This window comes from Streptomyces sp. NPDC002817 (genome assembly GCF_053592055.1).
Genome location: NZ_JBSFUY010000002.1, coordinates 490,119 through 516,269 on the forward strand (window position 1 = coordinate 490,119; position 26,151 = coordinate 516,269).

Annotated in this window: 18 protein-coding genes and 1 tRNA gene; 10 read left to right on the forward strand and 9 right to left on the reverse strand. The window is 71.5% G+C overall.

Annotation, left to right across the window (positions count from 1 at the left end; translation table 11 throughout):
* Nucleotides 1–96: 96 nt before the first annotated feature.
* Nucleotides 97–168, reverse strand: a tRNA-Gln gene (locus tag ACWD3I_RS05265).
* A gap of 257 nt (nucleotides 169–425) precedes the next feature.
* Here ACWD3I_RS05265 and ACWD3I_RS05270 point away from each other — a divergent pair.
* Nucleotides 426–1,733 (forward strand): sensor histidine kinase, encoded by a 1,308-nt coding sequence (locus tag ACWD3I_RS05270; protein WP_365397524.1) that lies wholly within the window; start codon nucleotides 426–428, stop codon nucleotides 1,731–1,733.
* Between the two features lie 42 nt (nucleotides 1,734–1,775).
* Here the strand turns inward: ACWD3I_RS05270 and ACWD3I_RS05275 are convergent, their stop codons facing one another.
* Together ACWD3I_RS05275 and ACWD3I_RS05280 are read right to left on the reverse strand one after the other, a co-directional pair.
* Nucleotides 1,776–2,270, reverse strand: coding sequence for an SUKH-3 domain-containing protein (locus ACWD3I_RS05275; protein WP_266891371.1), 495 nt, complete (start codon nucleotides 2,268–2,270; stop codon nucleotides 1,776–1,778).
* Between the two features lie 73 nt (nucleotides 2,271–2,343).
* Entirely contained in the window at nucleotides 2,344–2,895 is a 552-nt protein-coding gene (locus tag ACWD3I_RS05280) for a YwqJ-related putative deaminase (protein WP_451084032.1), read from the reverse strand.
* A gap of 301 nt (nucleotides 2,896–3,196) precedes the next feature.
* On the opposite strand from ACWD3I_RS05280, the gene ACWD3I_RS05285 reads away from it, so the two are divergent.
* The 4 genes from ACWD3I_RS05285 to ACWD3I_RS05300 all read left to right on the forward strand — a co-directional run bounded on the left by ACWD3I_RS05285 (nucleotide 3,197) and on the right by ACWD3I_RS05300 (nucleotide 8,674).
* A complete protein-coding gene (locus ACWD3I_RS05285; protein WP_365397518.1) occupies nucleotides 3,197–4,186 on the forward strand; it encodes an SMI1/KNR4 family protein in 990 nt (329 codons plus the stop codon).
* Nucleotides 4,187–4,194: 8 nt separating this feature from the next.
* Nucleotides 4,195–7,005, forward strand: a complete 2,811-nt coding sequence (locus tag ACWD3I_RS05290) for an SUKH-4 family immunity protein (protein WP_365397515.1) — start codon at nucleotides 4,195–4,197, stop codon at nucleotides 7,003–7,005.
* A 186-nt stretch (nucleotides 7,006–7,191) separates the two neighbouring features.
* Nucleotides 7,192–7,653, forward strand: a complete 462-nt coding sequence (locus ACWD3I_RS05295; protein ID WP_365397512.1) for a carboxymuconolactone decarboxylase family protein — start codon at nucleotides 7,192–7,194, stop codon at nucleotides 7,651–7,653.
* Between the two features lie 136 nt (nucleotides 7,654–7,789).
* On the forward strand, nucleotides 7,790–8,674 hold the full coding sequence (locus ACWD3I_RS05300; RefSeq protein ID WP_365397509.1) for a coiled-coil domain-containing protein: 885 nt from the start codon (nucleotides 7,790–7,792) through the stop codon (nucleotides 8,672–8,674).
* 90 nt (nucleotides 8,675–8,764) lie between these two features.
* Here the strand turns inward: ACWD3I_RS05300 and ACWD3I_RS05305 are convergent, their stop codons facing one another.
* From ACWD3I_RS05305 to ACWD3I_RS05315, 3 genes are all read right to left on the reverse strand, one after another.
* Nucleotides 8,765–10,384: a sodium/solute symporter gene (locus ACWD3I_RS05305; RefSeq protein WP_365397506.1), complete on the reverse strand. Its 1,620-nt coding sequence runs from the start codon at nucleotides 10,382–10,384 to the stop codon at nucleotides 8,765–8,767.
* A complete protein-coding gene (locus ACWD3I_RS05310; protein ID WP_365397503.1) occupies nucleotides 10,381–10,791 on the reverse strand; it encodes a DUF485 domain-containing protein in 411 nt (136 codons plus the stop codon). The genes ACWD3I_RS05305 and ACWD3I_RS05310 overlap by 4 nt, the downstream gene beginning before the upstream one ends.
* A 198-nt stretch (nucleotides 10,792–10,989) precedes the next feature.
* Nucleotides 10,990–13,395, reverse strand: a complete 2,406-nt coding sequence (locus ACWD3I_RS05315; protein ID WP_365397500.1) for a hypothetical protein — start codon at nucleotides 13,393–13,395, stop codon at nucleotides 10,990–10,992.
* 160 nt (nucleotides 13,396–13,555) lie between these two features.
* Here ACWD3I_RS05315 and ACWD3I_RS05320 point away from each other — a divergent pair, with 160 nt between their 5' ends.
* A complete protein-coding gene (locus tag ACWD3I_RS05320) occupies nucleotides 13,556–13,945 on the forward strand; it encodes a hypothetical protein (RefSeq protein ID WP_365397497.1) in 390 nt (129 codons plus the stop codon).
* A 34-nt stretch (nucleotides 13,946–13,979) separates the two neighbouring features.
* Here the strand turns inward: ACWD3I_RS05320 and ACWD3I_RS05325 are convergent, their stop codons facing one another.
* Both ACWD3I_RS05325 and ACWD3I_RS05330 read right to left on the reverse strand, forming a co-directional pair.
* Complete coding sequence (locus tag ACWD3I_RS05325) at nucleotides 13,980–14,474, reverse strand: GNAT family N-acetyltransferase (protein WP_365397494.1); 495 nt, start codon at nucleotides 14,472–14,474, stop codon at nucleotides 13,980–13,982.
* 19 nt (nucleotides 14,475–14,493) lie between these two features.
* The gene (locus ACWD3I_RS05330) at nucleotides 14,494–15,999 is read right to left on the reverse strand and encodes an MFS transporter (protein WP_365397491.1); all 1,506 of its coding nucleotides are present in this window, start codon (nucleotides 15,997–15,999) and stop codon (nucleotides 14,494–14,496) included.
* A 407-nt stretch (nucleotides 16,000–16,406) separates the two neighbouring features.
* Between ACWD3I_RS05330 and ACWD3I_RS05335 the strand changes: the two genes are divergently transcribed.
* The 3 genes from ACWD3I_RS05335 (at nucleotide 16,407) to mfd (ending at nucleotide 23,817) form a co-directional block, all read left to right on the forward strand.
* Nucleotides 16,407–17,195, forward strand: coding sequence for an ABC transporter ATP-binding protein (locus ACWD3I_RS05335; RefSeq protein ID WP_351682564.1), 789 nt, complete (start codon nucleotides 16,407–16,409; stop codon nucleotides 17,193–17,195).
* Nucleotides 17,192–19,756, forward strand: a complete 2,565-nt coding sequence (locus ACWD3I_RS05340) for an ABC transporter permease (protein WP_365397487.1) — start codon at nucleotides 17,192–17,194, stop codon at nucleotides 19,754–19,756. Before ACWD3I_RS05335 ends, ACWD3I_RS05340 begins: the two co-directional genes overlap by 4 nt.
* A gap of 530 nt (nucleotides 19,757–20,286) precedes the next feature.
* Nucleotides 20,287–23,817, forward strand: a complete 3,531-nt coding sequence (gene mfd / locus ACWD3I_RS05345; protein WP_365397485.1) for a transcription-repair coupling factor — start codon at nucleotides 20,287–20,289, stop codon at nucleotides 23,815–23,817.
* A 140-nt stretch (nucleotides 23,818–23,957) separates the two neighbouring features.
* On the opposite strand, the gene ACWD3I_RS05350 is transcribed toward mfd, so the two are convergent.
* Entirely contained in the window at nucleotides 23,958–24,542 is a 585-nt protein-coding gene (locus ACWD3I_RS05350; RefSeq protein ID WP_365397482.1) for a TetR/AcrR family transcriptional regulator, read from the reverse strand.
* 116 nt (nucleotides 24,543–24,658) lie between these two features.
* Between ACWD3I_RS05350 and ACWD3I_RS05355 the strand changes: the two genes are divergently transcribed.
* A complete protein-coding gene (locus ACWD3I_RS05355; RefSeq protein WP_365397479.1) occupies nucleotides 24,659–25,594 on the forward strand; it encodes an SCO6745 family protein in 936 nt (311 codons plus the stop codon).
* The last annotated feature ends 557 nt before the right edge of the window (nucleotides 25,595–26,151 follow it).

Consider the following 26,151-nt stretch of genomic DNA (forward strand, 5'->3'; position numbering starts at 1 on the left):
TGGGTGACATCCGCAGGATACCGGGGCGTTTCATGGGGGACATGGGAGCGGGCCCTGACTGTGCTGTCACCGGTCAGGGCCCGATCTGTGCTTGTGCTCCCCCGCCAGGACTCGAACCCGGACAAATGGCACCAAAAGCCACGGTGCTGCCAATTACACCACGGGGGATGGCGCTCGGCTGGACCGGACACCTGGTCAGGTCGCCGAGCGGGCACCCAACACTATGCCGTACCGGGCCCCTTTCATGCGACGGTACAAGTCGTCGTCACCCGGGTGGAATTCGATCTTCCGGAACGGAACGGTGAGCGATTCGGCAGTTCGAGGGATATCGGTTTGTTTCGTATCCGGCCGGTCACGCAGTGTGGTGTAGGCCAATCCCGGAAACTCACCGGAAAACGCGCGCCGCCCGCCCGTAGGCTGGAGACATGACCACGACGGGGGAAGACCACGCCGCGGCCCGGCCAGGGCCCTGGTGGTGGGATCGGTGGCGCAGTGCCGTACTGGACGCGAGCCTGGCTCTCGCGTCCGTCGTCGAGTGCGGGGCGGAGGGGTACCGGTTCGCGGGGGACGCGGGGATCCCCAGCACCGCGGGGATCGTGTTCGGCGTTCTCGCCGGGTCCGCGCTGCTCGTGCGGCGCAAGTGGCCCATCGCCGTCGTGCTCGTCTCCATCGCCATCACGCCCGCCCAGATGGGCTACCTCATGGCCATCGTCGGCCTCTACACCCTCGCCGCCTCCGAGCTGCCCCGCCGGATCATCGGCTCCCTCGCGGGGATGTCGCTGGTCGGTCAGCTGATCGTGATGTTCGTGCGGATACGGCAGGGCACCACGCGTGGCGGCTGGGAGCTCGGGGACTGGTTCGTCCCGTTCGCCGCGATCACCATCGCCATCGGACTGACCGCGCCTCCGCTGCTCCTCGGACTGTACGTCGGCGCCCGGCGCCGGCTGATGGAGAGCCTGCGGGAACGGGCCGACAGCCTGGAGCGGGAGCTTCAACTGCTCGCCGAGCGGGCGGAGGAGCGGGCCGAGTGGGCGCGCGGCGAGGAGCGGACCCGGATCGCCCGGGAGATGCATGACGTCGTCGCGCACCGGGTGAGCCTGATGGTCGTCCACGCGGCCGCCTTGCAGGCCGTCGCCCGGAAGGATCCCGAGAAGGCCGTCAAGAACGCCGCCCTCGTGGGGGACATGGGGCGCCAGGCGCTCACCGAACTGCGGGAGATGCTCGGGGTGCTGCGCAGCGGGGAGGGCGTCAGGAGCGTCCGCTCGCCCGACTCCGTGCCGCTCGCCGCCGTCGGTGTCGCCGCCGCGGCTGCCGCCTCGCGGGCCGCCGACGAGTCGGACGGGCCCTGTCTGTCCGAGCTGGAGGAGCTGATCGGGCAGTCGGCCGCCACCGGGATGGTCGTGGACCTGACCATCGACGGTGACGCCCGGGACTACGGCGCCGACATCGAGCAGACCGCGTACCGCGTCGTCCAGGAGGCGCTGACCAACGTCCACAAGCACGCGGCGGGCGCCAAGACGCATGTGCGGCTCGCGCATCGGGTGTCCGAGATCGCGATGCAGGTGGAGAACGAGCCGCCGCCGGAGGTGTCGATGGCGTCGGCGCGGTTGCCGTCCGGGGGGAACGGTCTGGTCGGCATGAAGGAGCGGGTCGTCGCGCTGGGCGGGGTGTTCGTGTCCGGGCCGACCGACGCGGGGGGCTTTCGGGTGTCGGCGGTCATTCCGGCGGCGTGACCCGGCGGCGCTTCTCCGTATCGCCTCGTGCTTCTTCCCGCGTCAGCCCGCTGTGAGCCGTACCGGTTCCGTGCCCGCGACGAGGGCGGCCAGGGCCTGGTCGATGTCGGGGCCGAGGTACCAGTCGCCGGTGTGGTCGAGGGCGTAGGCACGCCCCTCGGTGTCGATGGCCAGGAGCGCCGCGGTCTCGGTCTCCGCGCCGAGGGGGCAGACCTCGGTGTCGAGGGCGCGGCCGAGGTCGGCGAGGGTGCGGGCCATGTGGAGGCCGTGCAGGGGGTCGAGGTGGAGGCTCGCCGGGGCGATCTGGCGGCCGGGTCCGGTGGGTGTGATGTGGAGGCCGCCGAATTCGGCCCAGGCCTCGACGGCGGCGGGGAATACGGCGTGGCGGTGGCCCGCCGGGGAGGCGTGTTCACGCAGGGCGTCGGCCCAGATCTCGGCCTGCTTGATGTCCCAGCGCCCGGGTTGCCAGCCGGCGGCGCGCAGGGCGGCGTCGACGGGGACCGGGAAGCGCGTGCTGGAGGTGCGGTCTGGGTGCATCTGCCCTTCGATCGTCGAGTTCGCTGACGTGGTGCCCGGCCTGTCGGCCGTCCTGCCTGCCGTGCGTGGGGGATCAGTCGTCGGCTGCCGCCGGGTCGACGACGCGTACGCCGAAGTGGGCGCTGAGGGCCGCGCAGGCGCGGCAGGGGGCGGCGAAGCTGCCGTGGAGTGGGTCGCCGTCCTCGCGGATGCGGCGGGCGGTGAGTTTGGCCTGCTTGAGGGCCTTGCGGGCCTCGCCGTTGGTCATGGGTCTGCGGGCGGCGCGTCTGCTGCGGGCCTCGTCGGCGGCGGCGAGATGGCGTGAGATGAGGATCGTCTCGGCGCAGCGGCCGGTGAAGCGGTCGCGCTGGGCGGAGGTGAGGGTGTCGAGGAAGTCCTGTACGAGCGGGTGCAGGGGCGGGCCCTGGTCGCCGCGGGCGGCGGTGCCGGTGAGCGTGGCGCCGCGGACGGAGAGGGCGGCGGCGACGGTCGGGAGTATGCCGTCGCGGCGGTGCCGGAGAGTGGGCGCGTGGGGCGCCTCGGCGCTGCTCCAGCCGATCCGAGGATCGCCGGACATACCGGTCCGCGGGTCGTGGGACGTGGCTGGTCGCGGCCCTGTGTGCGGTCCCGTCTGCGTCGTATTCATGATCATCATCCCCTCCCGAGCATCCCCCCGGACGTCACAGAGTGCCAAATGCCGTGGCTGGTGCGGAAGCTGGGGCGGCGCGACACGCCCGGGTTTGGGCGGGCTGTCACGAGGGGGTGACGGCTGGTCACGGAAGCGGAGGGCCGCTGACCGGCGCCCGGTGACCGGTGTCGTCGTACCGCATAGGCTGTCGGCACCCGCATGTATGCGGTCAACGCGTTGGAGAAGTCGAATACGGGCTGGGGCGGGCCGGAGCCGGTCGTGCCACGGGCCGTACAGAGTGCCGCAGGGGGCAACCGCCATGACGACAGGTCGGCTCGGGCAGCAAGCCGCGCCGCCGAACGCGGCCTACGCCGGGCAGGTCGTGCATTTCCCGGATCCGGTCCGGGCGTCCCGTCACCCCAGAGGGGTGCGGGTGGACGAGCACGGCTACCCCGACTTCTCCGCGTATGCGCGTGCCGCCACGGAGATCGCCGATCCGCCGGAGGGGTTCGGCGTCGACGAGCTCCGGCTGACGGACTACGTGTCGGCGAACGCGGCCCTCGCGGCGACCGGTCATGAACTGTGGGACACGGTGCCCGCGGTGGCGACCCCGCACGGCTGGACGTGGCACCACGTGGTGGGTTCACGGCGGCTCGAACTGGTGCCCGTAGAGGTGAAGGCGCTGCTGCGGCATCACGGCGGTATCGCGACGGCCGCGGTCGACCACGGCAAGCGCGGGACGCGGCCGTTGCAGGAGACGCGGCCCGCGCACTTCGGTCTGCCGAAGTCGGGTGCGGCGGTGTCGGAGTCGCAGGTGCTGGGGGTCGAGGAGGAGCTCGGGTACCGGCTGCCGGGTGCGTACCGGTCGTTCCTGAAGGCGGCGGGCGGCTGTGCCCCCGTCGGCGCGGCCCTGGACCCGGAGCTGGGTCTCCTGGTCGACCAGCCGTTCTTCACGGTGCGGGACGAGGCCGCCGTCAACGACCTCGTCTACGTCAACAAGTGCCTCCGGGACCATCTGACCAAGGACTACCTCGGTGTCGGCTTCGTCCAGGGCGGACTGCTGGCCGTGAAGGTCAAGGGCGAGGGGATCGGATCCGTGTGGTTCTGCGCCTACGACGACGCGCGGGACGTGGATCCCACCGTTCCGCCCGCCGACCGCGTGGAACGGCTGCTGCTGCCGTGCGGCGAGGACTTCGACGCCTTCCTGTCCCGACTGGCGGGCAATCCGCCCGAGTTGGAGACGGTGGCGAACCTGATGGTGGACGGCGGGTTCGCGCGGTCCGTGCCGGTTTCCGGGGCTGGGGAGTGAACTGACCGATGGTGACCTTCGCACAGGCGCAGGAGCGCGCCGAAGAGTGGATCAACGGGGATGTGCCCTCGTACCAGCACCGTGAGGTGCGGGTGCGGGAGTTCGAGCTCGGCTTCGTCGTGTGGGCGGAGGACCGTGCGGACGGGCCGCGCTCGGACGGTGGTGCGCAGCGGCTGGTGATCGCCCGGGACAGCGGTGAGGCCACGTTGTGGCCCTCGCTGCCGGTGGGCGAGGTGATCCGCCGGTACGAGGAGGAGTACGGACGTGTCGCCGACGACGCCGCTGCCGCCCCGCCGGCGCCCGCGGCCCGGGTCGATCTGAACCAGACGTCCTTCTTGTTGACGCCGCCGGAGTGGTTGCAGGAGGCGGCGGATCAGCTGGGGATTCCGGATCGGCGGGGTGGGTCCGGTGCCGGTGCGGGCTCGGGGTCCGGGGCTCCGGCGGGGGCTCTTCCTGAGACGCAGGCCGGGGTGCCGACAGGGGCGCCTTCCGCGTCGGGTGTGCCTGCCGGGGCCACGCCGTGGGCCGGTACGGACACCAACGCGGATGCGGGGGACGACCGTTCCGTGCCGCTGCCCGCGACCGTGTTCGCGCCGCCGTTGAGCGGTACCGACGACGACACCCCGCCGCCCGCGACACCGCCGGACGCCAAGACGGCGCTCATGTCGGGCGGCAGCCAGCTTCCGCCGACGGCGCTCGCACGGGCGCTCGACGATCCGAACGCGCCGCGTGCCGGTGCAGGTGCGCCGGTGGGCGGGGTGCCGGGTGCGCCGCAGGGGAACACGCCGCCTCCAGGTGGGTCGGCTTACGGCTATCCGGGTGCGCCGGGTACGCCTCCGCCGGGTGTGCCGCAGGGCAGTACGCCGCCTCCGGGTGGTGCGGTGCCTGGTGGTTCGGCCTATGGCTATCCGGGTGCGCCGGGTGGTGTGGGCGGGCCGGGTACGCCACCGCCGGGTGTGCCGCAGGGCAGTACGCCGCCGCCGGTGCCGGGGCCTTCTTCCTATGGGTATCCGCAGGGGCCCGGGGGTGCGCCGGGTGCGCCTCAGCCTCCCGTGGGGCCGGGTGCGCCGGAGCGGTCGCTCGCGCCGAACGCCGGGGACATCGCCGATGCCGCCACGAGCAAGGCGTCGCCTCCGCCGCGTCGGGGTGGCGGCTCGACCACGCCGCCTCCGCCGGGCAGCCCCGGGGCGCCGGGCGCGCGGCCGGGTGCCACGCCTCCGCCCGCGCCGGGTGCGCCGGCGGGCGGGTATGTGCCGACGCAGCTCGTCTCCGCGCTGGGGCCCAACGGGCTTGAGGGCGGGCCTGCCGGGCCGGGGGCACCGCAGCCTCCGGGCGCACCGGGTGTTCCGGGCGCGCCGACTCCGCCGGGTGCGCCGAATCCGCCCGGCGGTACGCCTCCGGGCGGTATGCACCATGCCGCCACGATGTTTGCCGACCCGGGGCGCATGGGCCCGGGCGGGGGCGCGCCGCAACCTCCAGGCGCCCCTGGCATGCCCGGTGCGCCCGGTGCGCAGATGCCGCCCGGCGCCCCGGGGGTGCCTGGAGCGCCGCACGCTCCCGGGGCACCTCAGCCTCCGGGAGCCCCGGGTATGCCCGGTGCGCAGGGCTCTTCGGGGGGCCCGCGTGGTGCTGTTCACCACGCCGAGACGATGCTGGCCGCGCCCCCCGTGGGCGCCCCCGGCGCGCCTCCGCCGCCGCAAGCCCCCGGCGCACCCGGTGTTCCGGGCATGGCGCCGGGCGCCCCCCAGCCGATGCCGCCCGGAGGGATGCCTCCCGGCGCCGTGCCGCCGCCCGGTCAGCCCGGGCCCGGTCAGCCGCCGGCGTACGGCTACCCGCAGCAGGGGCAGCCGACCGTCGGTCCCGGGTATCAGGCCGTCCTGCGCTACCGCGCGCAGGACGGGTCGGAGCAGCAGCTGATCCGGCGTTCGGCGCCGGGTACACCGCACCCGGAGTGGCAGATCTTCCATGAGCTGCGGGGGATGAACATCCCGCCGGACCAGGTGCTGGAGCTGCACACGGAGCTGGAGTCGTGCGAGCTGCCGGGTGCCTACTGTGCGCGGATGATCCGGGAACAGTGGCCGCAGGCGCGGATCGCGAGCATCGCGCCGTACGGCACGGATCACGCGAGCCGGCAGCAGGGGATGCAGCAGCTGCTGGCGCACCAGGGTGAGTTGCACCAGGTGGCGGACGGGCCGGCGCGTCCGGCACCCGTCCGCGCCCCGCTTCCCCCGGTGCAGCCGGCGCCGCCGATCCCGCCGGAGAGCATCGCGCAGGAGATGGCGGGGGCGTTCGGGCCGGGGGTGTTCCGGTTCGAGCAGGCCGCGGTCTCCCGGCAGGGCGTGCCGCCGGTGGTGGCGCACTCGCTGGTCGCGGCGGGACTGCCGATGGACATGGGCCCGTTCTTCTGGGCGCAGGCCCAGCCGGGGCGGCCGGTGCCCACGCTCGCCGAACTGGCGCAGGAGCGGGGGGTGCAGCCGGCGGCGGACGCGGGGTCGTACCTCGTCATGGGCAGTGACTTCGGCAAGGCGATCTGTGTGCAGTACGGGACGGCGAACATCGTTGCCGTGCCGGTGGAGGCCGGGCCCGGCGGTGCGCCGGTGCCGCCGCAGTTCGTGAACACGGGGCTGCCCGAGCTCCAGCGGTGCCTGGCGCTGCTCGGGCGGATGTGGCGGCTCAGGTTCGGGCTGAACCAGGAGCAGGCGGGCCGTTGGACCGTCGACTTCCAGGCCCAGCTGGCCTCGCTCGACCCGGCGGCGCTCGGTTCGCCGGAGAGCTGGTGGTCGGTGCTGCTGGAGCAGATGTGGGACGGCCTGCTGTGAGGCGGCGCCCGCACTGACACCGATCTGACACCGATCTGAGGAAGCCGGGCCCGGTCATCGCGACCGGGCCCGGCTTTCCGCTGTCTCCGGTGGGCGCCGAAGTCCTTCCGTCGCACGGTCACATCCGGCCTCCGCGCTCCGTCAGTGAAGTGACAGCAGCGCACCACTTGCTTCAGGAGGCACACCATGAAGGCACGCATGACGAACCCGGCGTACGTCCTTCCCAGCGCGATGAACGGCATCGGCACGCTCTTCCAGTCGATCGGCGAGAGCGGACTGGACCAGGAACTGTCGGAGCTCGTGGGACTGCGGGTCAGTCAGATCAACGGGTGCAGCGCCTGTGTGCACGCGCACGTGCTGAACCTGCGGAAGGCCGGGACCGGCGAGGAGCGGATCGCGGCGGTCGCGGCGTGGTTCGAGGCGCCGTTCTTCAGTGACGCCGAGCGGGCGGCGCTGCGGCTGAGCGAGGCGATGACAAGGCTCCCGGACCGGTCGCAGGAGTCCGTGCCGGACGAGCTGTGGGACGAGGTGGCCGACCACTTCGACGAGAAGGAGCTGTCCGGACTGATCCTCTTCGTCTCGCTCATGAACCTGTTCAACCGCGTCAACACGACGATCAGGGAGCCGGCGGGCACCACCTGGGGCTGAGCCTCGGCCGCCCGACTGCAGAGGGACGGCCGTGACCTCTGTGCGGAGTGTCGCGTTATGCACATTTCTGCCTGATCCATCAAGATGTGCGCGAAATCGTCATTTCGCACACATCTTGATGGAGAGGGGTCCCAGGATGAGCGGCACACCTGTCCCGTCCCACGGCTTCATGGCCGTACGGCGTGGCTACCGTCCCGAACAGGTCGACGCGTACGCCGCGGCGCTCTCCCGGGACCGTGACACCTCCTGGGAGCGCGCCGCCCGTCTCACCGTGCTCGCCAAGGAGATGGAGGCGGAGCTCGAGGCGTTGCGCGAGAGGGTCGCGAGGCTCGCTCCGCAGACGTACGAGACGCTCGGGGAGCGTGCGCGCCGGCTCTTCCAGCTCGGGCAGGAGGAGGCCGCGGCCGTGGGTGACGGCGCGCGGCAGGAGGCGCAGCGCCTCGCGGAAGCGGCGCGGGAACGTGCGAACGGCGTGCGCGACAAGGCACAGGCGCACGCCGACGCCGTACGCGCCGATGCGGAGGAGCGCGCCCGTCAGCGACTGCTCGCCGCGCGCGCCGAGGCCGACGAGATCCGCATCGCCGCCCGGCGCGAAGTGAAGGAGGGGCGCACGGAGGCGCTCGCCGCGTTGCGCGAGGTACGGCAGCGCACCATCGGGATGCTCGCCGAACAGGACAAGGAGCACGCCGAGCGCTGGGCCGAGGCGGAGCGCGAGGAGGCCGAGCGCGCGGCGGCGCTCGACGCCCGGCACGCCGAACAGGTGGCGCGCGCCGAGGCCGCGCTGTCCGAGGCGAAGCAGGCGTTCGCCGACGCGGAGACCTCCGCCCGGCAGCGCCAGGAGGAGGCACACGTACGTGCCGCCGAGATCCTCGCCGAGGCACGCGTGCGGGAGGACCGGATCGCCCGTGAGACGGAGCGTGTGCTGCGTGAGCACGGGGAGCGCTGGGACGACGTACGCGCCCACATGGACCTCGTACGCAACAGCCTGACGACACTGACGGGGCGCGCACCCGCAGAGTAGGGCGCGTGCACGCCCCGTCGGGCGCGAACTCCGGCGCTCACGCCCTTCTCGACAGCGCGCCCCCGCCGCAGGTGGCGCCCGGCCCGAGGGTCAGTCCTCCCGCCGTACCGCCCCCGCCAGGATCAACCCCTCCACCGCTTCGTACTGCCGTCGCTGTTCCTCCGCCTTGCGCCGTCCCGACACCACGGTCCCGAGCCAGCCGAAGGCGAAGCCGGCCGGGATGGAGACGAGGCCGGTGGTGGTGAACGGGAACCAGTTGAAGTCGGCGTCGGGGAAGGCGGAGACGGGGGAGCCGGAGACGAGGTTGGTGCCCGGCATCAGCAGCAGCACCGTCAGGGAGCCGCCGATCAGGGTGCAGAGCAGGCCCGTTCGGGTGTAGCGGCGCCAGAAGAGGCCGTAGACCAGGGCGGGTGCTATCGCCGAGGCGCCCAGGCAGAAGGACAGGGTCACCAGGGGCTGCAGGCTGCGGTGCTGGACCATCGTGGCCAGCAGGATCGCCGGGATGCCGACGGCCAGCGCAGAGACCCGGGCCAGGGTCATCTCACGGCGCGCCGACAGTTCCCGCACCCGGCCCGCGAACACGTCGTGGGCGAGCGAGTTGGCGCAGGCGAGGATCATGCCGGCGACGGAGGCGAGCAGGGTGAGGAAGATCGCCGTGGTGACCGTCGTGAACAGCAGGGTCTCCGCCGTCGAGACGTCCGCGCCGAACACCGCCCGGGAACCCAGCAGATACGCCGTGTTGCCCTGCGGGTCCGCCTCCGCGATCGCCGCGCGCCCGATCAGGGCGGTGGCCCCGAACCCCACGATCGTGATGACGAGCACGAACAGCACCACCGCCGACACCGCCCAGGACATCGAACGGCGCACCTGGCGGGCGCTGGAGGCGGTGTACATACGCATGGTGACGTGCGGGAGGCAGGCACCGCCGATGACCACCGTCAGCTGCGAAGTGATCATGTCCAGCCGGGGGTTGGACCCGCCCGTGAACTGCAGCCCCGACTCCAGGAAGGCCGGACCCACCCCGCTCTGCGCGGCGGCGGCGTCGAACAGCGCGCCGGGACTCCAGTCGAACCGCTGCAGCACCAGGACGGCGACCACGGCGCCCGAACCGAGCAGCATCACGATCTTCAGGATCTGGATGAGAGCGGTGCCCTTCATGCCGCCGATCGCCGCGTAACTGATCATCAGCACACCGAGCCCGATGATGCAGCCCGTCTGGAGCCCCTCGCCGGAGAAGCCGAGGATGAAGGCCAGCAACTGCCCCGTCCCCGCGAGCTGCACCAGCATCAGCGGCAGCAGCGCCGCGAGCGTCACCGCGCACGCCGCGATCCGCACGGAACGCCCCGGCATGCGCCGCGCCAGCGCGTCGCCCATGGTGAACCGGCCCGCGTTGCGCAGGGGTTCGGCCAGCAGGAACATCAGCAGCATCAGCGACAGCGCGGTGCTGAGGGCGAGCACGATGCCGTCGTAGCCGCACAACGCGATCACCCCGCCCGTGCCGAGCACGGTCGCGGCGGAGATGTAGTCGCCCGCGATGGCAAGGCCGTTGCGCAGGGCGCCCAGGGAGCCGTAGCCGGTGTAGAACTCGTCCAGGTCGTCCCTGTCGGGCCCGGTCATCACGCACAGGAGCAGGGTGATCGTGGCGACGGCCGAGAACGCCACCAGGGACATCGCCTGCGCCGAGTCGCTGAAGCCCGTCTGTCCCGTCATCGGGTCGCTCCCCGCTTGGCGTCCAGCTCGGACTGCTTGCGGATGCGGTCCGCGAGCGGGTCGACGCGGGCCCGGGCCGTGCGCTCGTACAGGACGATCGCCAGCCAGGTGACCGGGAGTTGGAACAGGGCCAGTAGCAGACCGGTCGGGGGCGCGTCGCCGATGCGGCCGGTCATGAAGGACGGGGCGAACGCGGACAGGATGAGGAACAGGGTGAAGTAGCCGAGCGCGGTGAGGGTCGCGACGCGGCGTTGCCAGCGGTAGGCGCTGCGCAGGATCCGCAGATCGCTGTGGTGCCCGAGCGCCTCGTGACGGGGACGGTGTCCCGGGGCTCGGCCGGGAGCGTGTTCGGGGGCGAAGGGCGGCTGCCAGGGGTAGGTGGGCGGTGGGGCCGGGTCGTATGACATCCCGGTGGCTCCTTGCGTGGCTCGGGGCCCGGTGCGGACCGCAGGGAGTTGGGGGGTGGGGTGAGCGGAGCCACGCACGCTACTCGCTGGTAGCCGGATGTGGGAGACGGTTCACCAAACTGATTGGTCGGTATGCGCTTACTTCTCTGACCTCGGGTGTTACCCGGATTAACTCAGATTTTTGAGTGGTGTGAACGGCTACTTCAAGTGAACGAGCGCTACGGACGGTGGCACTTCGGAGCGATCGGCGGAGGGGGCGTCGAGCCGGGCGCGGAAGGTGATGCGCACGTCTTCCCGCCGTCGCGCCGCCCGCCCGGCCCGCACCGTGAAGCCGACACTCACGCGTCCTCCGGTGGCCACCCGCACCCGGGCGTCACCGTCGGCCCGCACCGACCAGCCATCGGACATCGCGCCCGCCTCGACCGTCACATGCCGGGCCTCGGCGCCGAAGTTGTAGACGTCGACGGCCATGCGCGTACGGCGCCCGAGCCGATAGCCGTACGGCGGTGGCGCGTCCCCGTCCTGCTTGCCGGGCGCGGCGTTGCGGGCGGGGTAGCGCTGGCTGAGGACGATGTGCTCGGCGGGGGAGAGGCGGGTGCGGGCCGGGGGAGTCGCCGCCACCGTGGTCCGCGCGCCCGGCGTGACGAGGTAGACGGGATCGAGCGAGACGGTCACGGTGCCGCCGGGCAGACGGCGGCCCATCACGTCGTACGCGACGGTCGCGCCGATCCGTACGGGCCGTTCCGCCCACGCCACGGTGACCAGCTCACCCCGCCCGTTGTCGAAGACGAACCCGCGTGCTCCTGCGGGGAGTTGCCCGGCGGGCCCGACGCGGTGGGCGGCGCCGAGCAGTGAAGTGAGGGCCGCGAAGGCGCTGTAGGCGGGAAGCGGTGCGAAGTCCCTGTCGAACAGGCCGAAGTACACGCCGTCGTCGTGGAGGGGCGGTGCGGCGAACCAGAACTGCCGGGCATTGCCGGCGGCGAGCCCTTCGACGAACGACCGCACCAGGTAGCGGGCCTGCCGCGCCTGTTGGGCGTACGTGAGGTTCTGCCGCGGTCGTGCCGTGAGAAACGCCCCGCACTCGGTCATCCACAGCGGCACAGGCGCCTGGTGACGCCGGGCGAGCGCGTGCTGCTCCTCCGAGGCGCCGGGGACGGTCGGCTCGCCCTCCTCCGTGGGATCGGGGTAGCCGTGGAAGGCCCAGACGTCGGCGTACCGCACCACGTCGTTGGCGAGCACCAGGTCCTGGAAGGGGCCGGACTGGGCGAACCCGGGGAGCACGACGAGGGGCGGCCGGTCCGCCGTGTCCCTGACCCCGAGCGCGGCCGCCTTCACGAACGCGGCGTGCGCGTCGCCGGTGCTGAAGGTGGTGTCGACGTCGGGTTCGTTCGAGAGCTGGAGCGCCTCGGGACGGGCGGCGGCGAGGCGGCGGGCATAGCGGTAGGCGTGCCGTAAGTCGGCGGGCAGGGGGAGCGAGGCGTCGGTCATCGCCCACTCGGGGGCGGGCGAGAGGACGTCGAGCACGGCCAGGCCGTGGGCGCGGAGGGCGCGGGTCGTGCGGTCGTGATGGGCGGTGTCGTACGCACCGGGGGCGGGCTCGACGGCGGGCCAGGACTGGCCGTCTCGTATCCAGGCGGCGCCCATGTCCCTGATGGCGGAGGCGAATTCGGGGAGGCGGGAGGGCGGAAGGAGGGAGGTGGCCCAGAGGTTCACGCCGAAGGGGTTGGCGGAGTCGGGGGTGGGGGCGGCTGTGGCGGGGAGGCGGGCGAAGGCGGTGGTGAGGGGGTGGCGGTTCGCTTCGGCTGTCACGCGGTAGTGGCCGGGCGGGAGGCCGGCGGGGAGGGGGACGGTGGTGGTGGTCGTGCCCGCGGGGATCGTCGTACGGCCGCCGGTGGCGCGGTGTCCGAAGTAGTCGGTGACGGTGTAGCGGACGGGGACCGGGCGGGGTGCGGGACGGTCGAGAGTGAGGTGCAGGCGGGCGGGGTGAGGGGCGCGGTGGCGGGGGACGGACGCCTCGCGGAGGGTCGGCGGGGCCGGTCGGGTGGGGCGGAGGGTGATGCGGTCGAGGGAGACGGCGTAGGCGACGGTGTCGTCGAGGACGGTGGGCTCGGTGACGCGGAACGTGAGGGTGTTGTCGCCGCGGTGGAGGCCGACCGTGCCGAGGTCCAGGGTGGAGAGGTCGCCCCAGGCGGGCGGGGACTCGTACCAGTGGGGCTGGGAGTGGTCGAGGTCGGTGAACGGGGCGTTGTTCACCGAGAGTTGGAGGTAGGAGGCGGTCTTCTCGGTGTGGGGGGTCTCGACGGGGGCGGTTGCGACGGCGGTGAGGGTGTAGGGGCCCGGGTGGGGGGCGTGGATGCGGTAGGTGGCGTACCAGCCGGTGGCGTGCGGGGGCTTGGTGGTGGTGAGGAGGGAGAGGTAGCGGCCTTGTGAGGCGCGGGGGTCGCGGGTGGTGGGGATGTTGGTGGCGGTGGGGGTGTCGGTGTGGATGGGGTGGGGGCGGTGAGGGCCGGCCGTCGTGGATCGAGGGTGGATGGTGGGTGGGGCCGCGGCTGCTGTCGCCGCGCCGATTCCTGCCGCAATTGCCGTACGCCGGTTGAGGTTCATGGGTTCAGGAGACGGGGGCGGGTGGCGGCGGGGCGTCGTTCGGGAGGGTGGTATGACCCGGAATGGGGGGTGGGGGGTTGCCCTAGGGGGAGTGGGAGTGGACGCCTGTGGGGTGTGGGGCGGGTGGGTACGATGCGGGCTCTACCGGGGGATGGTGTTGATGTCCGACGTACGTGAAGTCGTCATGCCCAGACAGGTGCGGGGCGCTCAGGTCCTGCTGTTCGTGCTCGCCGTCGGCGGCCTCGTCTCGATGCTCGCGCTCTCGGACGGGCTCACCGCTTACGGGCAGGGCGAGATGCTCGCGCCCTGGGCGCTGGTGTGGGTCTGTGCCCTGCTTGCCCTCACCTACGACGGGGGCGCCCGGGGCGGGGTGCGGGTGACGACCATCGTGTTGATGGTGTTCATGGTGCTGCCGACGGTCATGAAGATGGGCGAGGCGGTGGGGGCGGGGCTGTTTCTGGACGCTGCGCTGCGGACCGTGCTCGGGGTCCCTGTTGTCGTGCTGCTGTTTCTGCCGGAGTCGACGGCCTGGTTCGACCGGGAGCGGTGAGGGGCCCGGCCGGTCGCGTCCTGGCCCCTCAGCGTCAGGGGAGCACGCGCGCGTAGCGCACTCCCGGGCGTTCCATCAGGGTGATCCGCTCGGTGAGCACGAAGCCGTTGCGTTCGAGGACTGTTCGGGACGCGGTGTTGTCCTCCGTCGTCTTCGCCGTCAGGGAGCTCAGGCCGTACGACGTTCCCGCCATCCGGCACACCTTGCCCACCGCCGCCGTGGCGACCCCGCGTCCCGCGGCCCGTTCGCCGACGCGGTACCCCAACTCCCCCGAGCCGCCCGCCACATCCATCAGGTTGAAGCGGCCGAACAGCGAACCCTCCCCGTCCAGCAGGACATGGAAGTGGCAGTCGCCGGACTCCTGCTCGTCCAGCAAGGCGTGGTGGCGGGCGGCGAATCCCCGCGGTGTGAAATAGGCGTCGCCACGATCCGGCACCGTGCGCGCGAAGTACTCCCGGTTCTCCCGCTCGAAGGCCAGCAGTGCCTCCGCGTGGTCCGGCCGCAGTCGCTCCAGTCTCAGTTCCGCCATGTCCGGCACCGTACGCATCTCACTCCGTGATCACCGGAAATTTCCGTGGCGCCAGCACCAGCAGCACCACGAATGCCAGCGCCGCGGCCCCCGCCGCCCCCAGATACACCGCGTGCACCGCGTCCGCGATCGCTCGCCGCAGCGGCTCCGAACCGGCGCCCGAATCCAGCGCGCGGGTCACGGAGTCCAGGTCGCTCGCGCCGCCCAGCCGTGCCGACAGCACGCCGTTGGCCACCGCGCCGAAGAGGGCCGCGCCGATCGTCTGGCCGGTCTGCCGGCAGAAGAGGACCGACGCCGTGGTCGTACCGCGCTCCGACCAGACCACCGTCGACTGCACGCCGATGATCAGCGGGAGTTGGAAGAGGCCCAGCGCGGCGCCCAGGAGCAGCATCAGGAGGGTCGGCTGCCAGGCCCGGCCGGGATACGGCAGGAAGGGGAAGGCGAAGAGGATCAGCGCCGCCGCTCCCATGCCCAGCATGGCCGTGTTGCGGAAGCCGATCCGTCGGTACACGTGCTGGCTGAGGGCCGCCGACACCGGCCAGCTCAGTGTCCAGATCGTCAGGACGAAGCCGGCCGCCACCGGTGCCAGGCCGAGGACGGACTGGGCGTACGTCGGGAGGAAGACCGTCGGTGCCACCATCAGCAGGCCCAGCGCGCCCAGGGCCAGGTTGACCGCCGCGATCGTGCGGCGGCGCCACACCCAGCCGGGGATGATCGGCTCGGCCGCCCGGCGTTCGACGAGGACCACCAACGCGACCAGGGCAAGTCCCGTACCGAACAACGCCAATGACGGTGCCGACAGCCAGGGCCAGGCCACCCCGCCCTGCACCAGCGCCGTCAGCAGGACGCCTCCGCAGGCGAACACCGCCAGGGCGCCCGCCCAGTCGACACGGGGGCGGCGGCCGGGGGAGTCCCGTTTCGGTTCGTGCAGGTAGCGGACGATCAGCCAGAGGGCGAGTGCTCCCACCGGCAGGTTGACCAGGAAGATCCAGCGCCAGTCCGCGTACGCCACGAGGAGGCCGCCCACGCCCGGGCCGGCCACCGCCGACACCGCCCACACCGTGGACAGCTTGGACTGGATCTTCGGGCGTTCCTTCAGGGGGTAGAGGTCGGCGGCCAGGGTCTGGACCGTGCCCTGGAGCGCGCCGCCGCCCAGGCCCTGCACGATACGGAACGCGATCAGCGAGCCCATGTTCCAGGCGACCGCGCAGAGCAGGGAGCCCAGGAGGAAGAGCACCGCCCCCGCGATCAGTACCGGCTTGCGGCCGAAGGTGTCGGAGAGCTTGCCGTACACCGGGAGGGTCACCGTCACGGCCAGCAGATAGCCCGAGAAGAGCCACGAGAAGAGGGAGAAGCCGCCCAGGTCGCCGACGATCTGGGGGACGGCCGTGGAGACGATCGTCGAGTCGAGGGCGGCCAGGGCCATCGCGAGCATCAGCGCGGCGACGACGGCGCCGCGGCGGCGCGAGTCCCTCGGGCCGTCGGCCCTCGCCGCGGGCTGTATCTCCGTGTCCCCCTGGCCCATGAGATCCCTTCCCCCTGCATCTATCTGCCGCGCAACACCCTCTCACTTGACCCTCACGTCGCGGCAGGGTGCAGCCTGAGCGGGTGGCGGGTGGAGCCGACCCCTAGATCGCCTCCACCCTCGGGTGGATCGCCCCTAGGGGTACCTCCGTACTACGGCTGGGGGAGGGTTCGTACCGCCGGAGGACGTGAGGGCACCCGGCCCGTCCTTAACCTGGCTTTACGCCGCTCGGGGGCGGTGTACCGCAGCAGCGGGGGTGGGGTTTTCCCCACCAGAAGACGGCGCTCAGCACCAGCGCGCCGGACCCTCGCTGCGACCAGACTCATCGACACAGCAGCACGTACCACTCGGCACGGATCGACAGGGATCAGTGCGCGCCATCCACTGACCGACATAGGAGATAAACCGTGACATCGGCTGTGACCATCACCAGGCACGGGGGCACTGGAGGGACTACGGCCGTTGCCGCGCGGGCGCGGCAGGTCGTCAAGGCGTACGGGTCCGGCGAGACCCGGGTCGTCGCCCTCGACCATGTGGACGTGGACATCGCACGCGGGCAGTTCACCGCGATCATGGGGCCCTCGGGCTCCGGCAAGTCCACGCTCATGCACTGCCTCGCCGGACTCGACACCGTCACGTCCGGGCAGATCTATCTGGACGACACCGAGATCACCGGGCTGAAGGACAAGAAGCTCACGCAGCTGCGCCGGGACCGGATCGGGTTCATCTTCCAGGCGTTCAACCTGCTCCCGACGCTGAACGCGATAGAGAACATCACGCTGCCCATGGACATCGCCGGCCGGAAGCCGGACAAGGCGTGGCTGGGGCAGGTCGTCGACACCGTCGGGCTGAGCGACCGGCTCAAGCACCGGCCCACCCAGCTCTCCGGCGGTCAGCAGCAGCGTGTCGCCGTGGCCCGGGCACTGGCCGCGCGGCCCGAGATCATCTTCGGTGACGAGCCGACCGGAAACCTCGACTCCCGTGCGGGCGCCGAGGTGCTGGGCTTCCTGCGCAGGTCCGTGTCCGAGCTCGGGCAGACCATCGTGATGGTCACGCACGACCCGGTCGCGGCCTCGTACGCCGACCGTGTGCTGTACCTCGCCGACGGCCGGATCGTCGACGAGATGTACAAGCCGACCGCGGACGCCGTCCTGGACCGCATGAAGGACTTCGACGCCCGGGGACGGACGTCATGACCGTCCTGAAGACCTCGATGCGCAACTTCTTCGCGCACAAGGGGCGGATGGCCCTGTCGGCCGTGGCCGTGCTGCTGTCGGTGGCGTTCGTGTGCGGCACGCTCGTCTTCACCGACACCATGAACACGACGTTCGACAAACTCTTCTCGACCACCGCGTCCGATGTCACGGTCTCCCCCAAGGCGGCCAAGAGCGACGACACCCCGCAGAACGGCAGGCCCGAGTCGCTGCCGGCCTCCACGGTCCAGCAGGTGACGAAGGCGGACGGCGTCAAGTCGGCCGAGGGTGCGGTCAGTTCGATGAACGTGACCGTCGTCAACAGCGACAACAAGAACATGGGGTCGTCGACCGGGGCGCCCACCATCGCGGGCAACTGGACCAAGAGCGACCTGCGTTCGATGGAGATCACCTCCGGGCACGCGCCGCGCGGGCCCACCGAGACGATGGTCGACGCCGACACCGCCGACAAGCACGACCTGAAGATCGGCGACGAACTGCGCACCATCTCCGTCATCGGTGACTTCAAGGCGAAGATCGTCGGCATCGCCACCTTCAAGATCACCAATCCCGGTGCCGCGATCGTCTACTTCGACACCGCCACCGCGCAGCGCGAACTCCTGGGCACCGAGGGCCGGTTCACCCAGGTCTACGCCACCGCCGCGGCCGGCGTCAGCGACACCCAGCTCAAGCAGAACGTCACACAGGCCCTGGACGGCACGTACAAGATCCAGACGGCCAAGGAGAACGCCGACGAGAACCGCGAGGACGTCGGCGAGTTCATGAACGTCATCAAGTACGCCATGCTCGGCTTCGCCGGGATCGCGTTCCTGGTCGGCATCTTCCTGATCATCAACACCTTCTCCATGCTGGTCGCCCAGCGGACCCGCGAGATCGGCCTCATGCGGGCCATCGGTTCCTCCCGCAAGCAGGTCAACCGCTCGGTACTGGTGGAGTCGCTGCTCCTCGGCGTCGTGGGCTCGATCCTCGGTGTCGGCGCCGGTGTCGGTATCGCCGTCGGGCTGATGAAGCTCATGGGCATGGCCGGCATGAACCTCTCCACCGAGGACCTCACGGTCAAGGCGACCACCCCGGTCATCGGCATGGTCCTCGGCGTCGTGGTCACCGTCCTCGCCGCCTACCTGCCCGCCCGCCGGGCCGGCAAGGTCTCCCCGATGGCCGCACTGCGCGACGCCGGTACACCGGCCGACGGCAAGGCGGGCCTGGTGCGGGGCATCATCGGGCTGGTCCTGACGGGCGCGGGCGGCTTCGCGCTCTACGCGGCCGCCACCGCCGACACGGCCAAGGACGGCTCGCTGCTGCTGGCCGGCGGCGTGGTGCTGACCCTGATCGGCTTCGTCGTGATCGGCCCGCTGCTGGCGGGTGCGGTCGTACGGGTCATCAGCGCGGTCATCCTGCGGGCCTTCGGCCCGGTCGGCCGCATGGCGGAGCGCAACGCTCTGCGCAACCCCCGTCGTACGGGTGCCACGGGCGCCGCCCTGATGATCGGCCTCGCCCTCGTGGCCTGCCTCTCGGTGGTCGGCTCCTCGATGGTCGCCTCGGCCACCAGCGAGCTCGACAAGTCGGTCGGCGCGGACTTCATCGTCCAGGGCGGCCAGCGGATCGTCCCGCAGGCCCAGAAGGCGATGGAGCAGAGTCCGGACCTGGCGCACGTCACCTCGTACAAGGAACTCGAGGCGACCCTGACCTCGCCCGACGGCAAGAAGGACACCAAGGGCGTCACCGCGGCCGACCCGACGTACGCCCAGGACCTGCGCCGCCCGACGACGGCGGGCACCCTGTCCGCCGCGTACGGCAAGAACGCGATGTCCGTCGGCTCCGACTACGCCAAGGACCACGGCATCCGCGTCGGCGACACCATCACCGTCGCCTTCAAGGGCGGCGACACGGCGAAGCTCAAGGTCGCGGCGATCACCGACGACAGCGGGGCGCTGGACAAGGGGTCGCGCTACCTCAGCATGGCGACGATGAAGCAGTACGTCCCCGCCGACCAGATCCCGCCCAACTCGATCATGTTCGCCAAGGCCAAGGAAGGCCAGGAGAAGCAGGCCTACGCGGCCCTCAAGGACGCGCTCCACGACTACCCGCAGTACCAGGTCCGCGACCAGACCGACTACAAGGAAGAGCTGAAGGACCAGGTCGGCCAGCTCCTGAACATGGTCTACGGCCTGCTGGGTCTCGCGATCATCGTGGCCGTCCTGGGCGTCGTGAACACCCTGGCCCTCTCGGTGGTGGAGCGGACCCGCGAGATCGGCCTGATGCGCGCGATCGGCCTCTCCCGCCGCCAGCTGCGCCGCATGATCCGCCTGGAGTCGGTGGTCATCGCCCTCTTCGGCGCCCTGCTGGGCCTGGGCCTGGGCATGGGCTGGGGCGCCACCGCCCAGAAGCTCCTCGCCATGGAGGGCCTCAACGTCCTCGACATCCCCTGGCCCACCATCATCGGCGTCTTCATCGGCTCGGCCTTCGTGGGCCTGTTCGCCGCCCTCGTCCCGGCCTTCCGCGCGGGCCGCATGAACGTCCTCAACGCCATCGCGACCGAATAGCCATATCGCACGGGGGAGCAGGGCCCGGCGCCGAGAAGTCACGGGGGACTTCTCGGCGCCGGGTGTTTTTGTGCCGGGTGGGGCGCTGTCCCGATCCCCCGCCCGCCCGTGCGGAGCCGCACTTCTCAAGTGCTGGTGCGTCGGTCTTGGTCTGTCGGGTGTGTTGTGGGCGAGGGTTTGCCGTCCCGATCCCCCACCCACCCCGTGCGGAGCCGCACCCCTCAAGGGCCGGCCCGCTGGTCTCAGCCCGTCCGGCGTTTGAGGACGAGGCCCTTTCGGGGCCGATGGGGGTCTGGGGGCGGAGCCCTCAGGGGCGGGGTTGAAGGGGCGGCAGCCTCTGGAGGAGGGGACGGGCAGGGGCGGCGAGGGCGAAAACAGCCGGACGTCGGCGGGGACGCAGGGTGCGAAGAGAACCGGCGTTATCCACAGCCCCGGCACCCGCGACCGCAGCGACGTACGCTGGATACCCCCCGGCCGGTCACCGCGTCGGGCGATTCGCGTTGCCCACCCTCGGACGAAAGCCGCCCCGAATGAGCCTGCACGGTCTGCTCGACGCCGTCGTCAAGGACACCGCCCTCACGGAAGCCATCACCGCGGCCGCAGACGGCAACCGCATGCACGTCGACCTGGTCGGCCCCCCGGCAGCCCGCCCCTTCGCCATCGCCGCACTCGCCCGAGAAGCCGGCCGCACCGTACTCGCCGTGACGGCGACCGGCCGCGAGGCCGAGGACCTGGCCGCGGCCCTGCGCTCCCTGCTCCCGCAGGAGGGCGTCGTCGAGTACCCCTCGTGGGAGACCCTCCCGCACGAACGCCTCAGCCCCCGCAGCGACACCGTCGGCCGCCGTCTCGCCGTCCTGCGCCGCCTGGCCCACCCCCGCCCGGACGACCCCGAGACCGGCCCGGTGTCCGTGGTCGTGGCCCCGGTGCGCTCCGTGCTGCAACCGCAGGTCAAGGGCCTCGGCGACCTCGAACCCGTAGCGCTGCGCACGGGACGGACCGCCGACCTCAACGCCGTCGTCGACGCCCTCGGCGCCGCCGCCTACGCGCGCGTGGAACTCGTGGAGAAGCGCGGCGAGTTCGCCGTACGAGGCGGCATCCTGGACGTCTTCCCGCCCACGGAGGAACACCCGCTCCGCATCGAGTTCTGGGGCGACGACGTAGAGGAGATCCGCTACTTCAAGGTCGCCGACCAGCGCTCCCTCGAGGTCGCCGAGCACGGCCTGTGGGCCCCGCCCTGCCGCGAGCTGCTCCTCACCGACGACGTACGCGCGCGTGCACGTGCCCTCGCCGAACAGCACCCGGAGCTGGGCGAACTGCTCGGCAAGATCGCCGAGGGGATCGCCGTGGAGGGCATGGAGTCCCTCGCGCCGGTTCTCGTCGACGACATGGAGCTCCTGGTCGACGTACTGCCGAAGGGCGCCATGGCCGTCGTATGCGATCCGGAGCGGGTACGCACGCGTGCCGCGGACCTCGTGGCGACGTCGCAGGAGTTCCTCCAGGCTTCCTGGGCGGCCACGGCGGGCGGCGGCGAGGCGCCGATCGACGTCGGCGCGGCCTCCCTGTGGTCGATCGCGGACGTCCGGGACCGGGCGCGCGAGCTGGACATGATGTGGTGGTCGGTGTCGCCGTTCGCGGCGGATCTCGAGCTGGAGGCGGACACCCTCAAGCTCGCCATGCACGCCCCCGAGACCTACCGCGGCGACACCGCGAAGGCCCTCGCCGACACCAAGGGCTGGCTCGCCGACGGCTGGCGCACGGTCTTCGTGACCGAGGCGCACGGCCCGGCGGCCCGTACGGTCGAGGTGCTGGGCGGCGAGGGCATCGCGGCGCGCCTGGAGGCGGAGCTGGGGGCGATCGCCCCGTCCGTCGTGCACGTGGCGTGCGGCTCGATCGACTACGGCTTCGTCGACCCGTCGTTGAAGCTCGCCGTGCTCACCGAGACCGACCTGACCGGCCAGAAGGCGGCCGGCAAGGACGGCGCCCGGATGCCCGCCCGGCGCCGCAAGACGATCGACCCGCTGAGCCTGGAGGCGGGCGACTACATCGTCCACGAGCAGCACGGCGTGGGCCGCTACATCGAGATGGTGCAGCGCACCGTGCAGAGCGCCACGCGCGAGTACCTCGTCGTCGAGTACGCCCCCGCCAAGCGCGGCCAGCCCGGTGACCGCCTCTACATCCCGACCGACCAGCTGGAGCAGATCACCAAGTACGTGGGTGGCGAGTCCCCGACCCTGCACCGGCTGGGCGGCGCCGACTGGACGAAGACGAAGGCCCGCGCGAAGAAGGCCGTCAAGGAGATCGCGGCCGACCTCATCAAGCTCTACAGCGCGCGCATGGCGGCGCCCGGGCACACCTTCGGCCCGGACACCCCGTGGCAGCGCGAGCTGGAGGACGCGTTCCCGTACGTCGAGACCCCGGACCAGCTGACGACCATCGCCGAGGTCAAGGAGGACATGGAGAAGTCGGTCCCGATGGACCGTCTGATCTGCGGCGACGTCGGCTACGGCAAGACGGAGATCGCGGTCCGGGCCGCGTTCAAGGCGGTGCAGGACGGCAAGCAGGTCGCGGTCCTCGTACCGACGACCCTGTTGGTGCAGCAGCACTTCGGCACCTTCTCCGAGCGTTACTCGCAGTTCCCGGTGAACGTGCGGGCGCTCAGCCGCTTCCAGACGGACACCGAGGCGAAGGCGGTCCTCGAGGGCTTGCGCGAGGGCTCGGTGGACGTCGTCATCGGCACCCACCGGCTGTTCTCGTCCGAGACCAAGTTCAAGGACCTGGGCCTGGTCATCGTCGACGAGGAGCAGCGCTTCGGCGTCGAGCACAAGGAGCAGCTGAAGAAGCTGCGCGCCAACGTCGACGTACTGACGATGTCCGCGACCCCGATCCCCAGGACCCTGGAGATGGCGGTCACCGGCATCCGCGAGATGTCGACGATCACGACCCCGCCGGAGGAGCGCCACCCGGTGCTGACCTTCGTCGGCCCGTACGAGGAGAAGCAGATCGGCGCGGCGATCCGCCGTGAACTGCTGCGCGAGGGCCAGGTCTTCTACATCCACAACAGGGTCGAGTCCATCGACCGCGCGGCCGCCCGTCTGCGCGAGATCGTGCCGGAGGCCCGGATCGCGACGGCGCACGGCCAGATGTCGGAGACGGCGCTGGAGCAGGTGGTGGTCGACTTCTGGGAGAAGAAGTTCGACGTGCTCGTGTCGACGACGATCGTGGAGTCGGGCATCGACATCTCGAACGCGAACACGCTGATCGTGGAGCGGGGAGACAACTTCGGTCTGTCGCAGCTGCACCAGCTGCGCGGCCGGGTGGGCCGAGGCCGGGAGCGCGGTTACGCGTACTTCCTGTACCCCCCGGAGAAGCCCCTGACGGAGACGGCCCACGAGCGTCTGGCGACCATCGCCCAGCACACGGAGATGGGCGCGGGCATGTACGTGGCGATGAAGGACCTGGAGATCCGAGGCGCCGGAAACCTGCTCGGCGGCGAACAGTCCGGCCATATCGCGGGCGTCGGCTTCGACCTGTACGTCCGCATGGTCGGCGAGGCGGTGGCCGACTACCGGGCCTCCTTGGAGGGCGGTGTCGAGGAGGAGCCGGCCCTCGAGGTCAAGATCGAGCTCCCGGTCGACGCCCACGTCCCGCACGACTACGCCCCGGGCGAGCGGCTCCGCCTCCAGGCCTACCGCTCGATCGCCTCGGCCAACACCGAGGACGACATCAAGGCCGTACGGGAAGAACTCGTCGACCGCTACGGCAAGTTGCCGGAACCGGTGGAGAACCTGCTCCTGGTGGCAGGCCTTCGCATGCTGGCACGCGCGTGCGGCGTCGGCGAGATCGTCCTCCAGGGCACCAACATCCGCTTCGCACCCGTGGAGTTGCGCGAGTCGCAGGAGCTGCGGGTCAAGCGGCTGTACCCCGGGACCGTCATCAAGCCGGCGGCGCATCAGTTGCTGGTGCCGCGGCCGAAGACGGCGAAGGTGGGCGGCAAGCCGTTGGTCGGGCGGGAACTGCTGGGCTGGGTCGGGGAGTTCCTGGCGTCGATCCTGGGGTCGTAGCCTGCCGGTGTCCGGCGCCGTGCCGGAGCCGGCTGCCGGAATGGTTGTCGGGGGCGGGAGTGAGAAGCGGCTGCTGCATCAGCCGCGACCACTGCCGCCTTCCTGACGAACCCGCTCACGTGGCCGGGAACAGCACCCGCTCACATGGCCCGGAACAGCATCCCCGCCAATGTCCGGAAGACCTCCTCCGGGTCCCTGCCCTCCACCGGCCCGTCCAGGTTGTGTCCGAGCAGCAGCGTGGCGAAGCCGTGCGCGAGGGACCAGGCCGCGACGCCCGCGAGGCGCGGCTCGACGCCCTCGGGGTCCACCCCGGACACGGCCTCGCGCAGGGCGTCGCCGGCGAGGGTGCGGGCGGTGGTCAGCTCGAGGTCGTCGGCGCGCAGCAGTCCCGGCGAGAACATCACCTGGAAGTGCGCCGGGTGCTCACGCGCGAAGCGCACATAGTGGACGCCCGCCTCCTTGAGGTCCGGCGCCTCCCGCAGCGCGGTCGCCAGCAGTCCGAACCCCTCCGCCGCGATCGCCGTGAGCAGGCCGGTGCGGTCCCCGAAGTGATGGGCGGGGGCCGCGTGCGACACCCCGGCCCGGCGGGCGAGGTCGCGCAGGCTCAGCGCGGACGGGCCGTCGGCGGCGATGACGTCCAGCGCGGCGGTGAGGACGGCGCGGCGCAGATCGCCGTGGTGGTAGGAGCGGCGCGAGGCCGGCTTCGGGGTGTCCGCGGATGCCATGGACAGCAGCGTACGCCCAATCTAGGCATTGACAAGTTGGTGGGGTTCGGGCAATCTTGTCAGTGACAAGTTGTGGAGCGGGTTCGAAGCACTTGGATACGACGAGGAGTCATGCCATGTCGCAGCACGAGAGCGAGACCAGTACGGTCACCGCCGGCGTCGCCCCGGCCCGCGTGCGCCAGCTCTGGCACCTGCTGGAACCCCTGCACGCGGTGGTGTACTACGCGCCGGAGGTCTTCGAGGAGTCCGCGGCGCTCGGCTTCGACACCAAGGAGCGCTGGCCGAGCTACTTCCCTCTCCGCGCGGCCCCGTTGGGCGTGGTGGGCGCCGAGCGGGTGACCTCCGCCTTTTACAGCTTCAGCCCTCGTATGGTCGCCGAGCACATCGACTGCGCGTGGAGTGTCGCGAGCCCCGAGGCGGTGCTGGCGGCGCGGCTGCGAGGCGTCGACCGGGCGTACCGAGAGATATTCGGCGAGCGCGTCGACAGCCCCGAACTGGCGGAGGCCGCAGCCCTCGCCCGCCGGGCCGCCGAAGCGGTGAACAGTGCGGGCCGCCCCCTCGCCGCGGCCAACGCCGAGCTGGAGTGGCCCACCATCCCGCACCTCCAGCTGTGGCATGCGGCGACGATCCTGCGCGAGCACCGCGGCGACGGCCATCTCGCCGCCCTGCTCATCGCCGGCCTCGACCCGGTCGAGTCGCTCGTCTCCTTCGCGGGGATCGGCGCCGCGTCCGTCGAACGCTTCGAGAGCCGCGGCTGGAGCGACGAGGAGTGGTCGGCCGCACGCGAACGCCTGACCACCCGAGGCGTCGTCGACGAGGACGGCACGGCAACAGAGGCCGGCCGCGCCCTGCGCCACCAGGTCGAGCAGCACACCGACCAACTCGCCACCGCCCCCTGGCGGTCACTCGACCAGGCCGACATCGACCGTCTCGTCGAACTCCTCGGCGACTTCTGGGTGGCGGTGCTGTCCTCGGGGCTGCTGCCTTCGGAGACGACGCTGGGGATAGGCAAGGTGTCAACTGCACCGGTCGTGAACGGCCGGGCTGGTTGATGTCCTTGGTGCGGCGAGCCTCGCGGCCCGCGTACTTCTTCGCCCGCCGCTTCGCGGACTTCGTGTTCTTCTTCTGCAGTTTGGCGCGCAGCGTCCGGTCGTGCTCACGCCTCCGGTTGGTCTTGCGTCCGCAGTGGCGTGCACCGTCGGAGGTCACCGCGATGTTCACGATGCCCAGGTCGACCCCCAGAAAGGAGGGCGGGTCCACGTTCAGCGCCTTCTCGTCGATCTCGCAGGTCGCGATGAGGAACCAGGCGCCGTCCTGGCACACCAGGTCGGACTCGCCCCTGCGTCGCGCGGCCAGTACGGCCAGCTGCTCGGCCTGTCCGGTGAAGGCGAGGTCCTTCATCCGGCCGCCGGTGGTCCAGATCGAGACCGTGCGCCGCTCGTGCTGCCAGGACAGCATCCGGTCGTCGTAGGGCTGGGCGGCATCCGGCCGGAAGGCGACCGGCTTGCCCAGGACGCGGGTGTGGCGTTTGGAGCCGGGCAGCCCGTAGCGGCCGCCCCGCGGATTGGCCTTCATGGTGGTGTAGGCGTCGCAGGTCTTCTTGATCGCG

Coding starts and splice junctions, on each gene's coding strand:
- ACWD3I_RS05275 (WP_266891371.1), bottom strand. CDS start 2,270: ATGCACCCAGACCGCACCTCCAGCACGCGCTTCCCGGTCCCCGTCGAC.
- ACWD3I_RS05350 (WP_365397482.1), bottom strand. CDS start 24,542: ATGGCATCCGCGGACACCCCGAAGCCGGCCTCGCGCCGCTCCTACCAC.
- ACWD3I_RS05300 (WP_365397509.1), top strand. CDS start 7,790: ATGAGCGGCACACCTGTCCCGTCCCACGGCTTCATGGCCGTACGGCGT.
- ACWD3I_RS05290 (WP_365397515.1), top strand. CDS start 4,195: ATGGTGACCTTCGCACAGGCGCAGGAGCGCGCCGAAGAGTGGATCAAC.
- ACWD3I_RS05325 (WP_365397494.1), bottom strand. CDS start 14,474: ATGGCGGAACTGAGACTGGAGCGACTGCGGCCGGACCACGCGGAGGCA.
- ACWD3I_RS05340 (WP_365397487.1), top strand. CDS start 17,192: ATGACCGTCCTGAAGACCTCGATGCGCAACTTCTTCGCGCACAAGGGG.
- ACWD3I_RS05305 (WP_365397506.1), bottom strand. CDS start 10,384: ATGACGGGACAGACGGGCTTCAGCGACTCGGCGCAGGCGATGTCCCTG.
- ACWD3I_RS05320 (WP_365397497.1), top strand. CDS start 13,556: ATGTCCGACGTACGTGAAGTCGTCATGCCCAGACAGGTGCGGGGCGCT.
- ACWD3I_RS05295 (WP_365397512.1), top strand. CDS start 7,192: ATGAAGGCACGCATGACGAACCCGGCGTACGTCCTTCCCAGCGCGATG.
- ACWD3I_RS05315 (WP_365397500.1), bottom strand. CDS start 13,395: ATGAACCTCAACCGGCGTACGGCAATTGCGGCAGGAATCGGCGCGGCG.
- ACWD3I_RS05280 (WP_451084032.1), bottom strand. CDS start 2,895: ATGAATACGACGCAGACGGGACCGCACACAGGGCCGCGACCAGCCACG.
- ACWD3I_RS05330 (WP_365397491.1), bottom strand. CDS start 15,999: ATGGGCCAGGGGGACACGGAGATACAGCCCGCGGCGAGGGCCGACGGC.
- ACWD3I_RS05355 (WP_365397479.1), top strand. CDS start 24,659: ATGTCGCAGCACGAGAGCGAGACCAGTACGGTCACCGCCGGCGTCGCC.
- mfd (WP_365397485.1), top strand. CDS start 20,287: ATGAGCCTGCACGGTCTGCTCGACGCCGTCGTCAAGGACACCGCCCTC.
- ACWD3I_RS05270 (WP_365397524.1), top strand. CDS start 426: ATGACCACGACGGGGGAAGACCACGCCGCGGCCCGGCCAGGGCCCTGG.
- ACWD3I_RS05310 (WP_365397503.1), bottom strand. CDS start 10,791: ATGTCATACGACCCGGCCCCACCGCCCACCTACCCCTGGCAGCCGCCC.
- ACWD3I_RS05285 (WP_365397518.1), top strand. CDS start 3,197: ATGACGACAGGTCGGCTCGGGCAGCAAGCCGCGCCGCCGAACGCGGCC.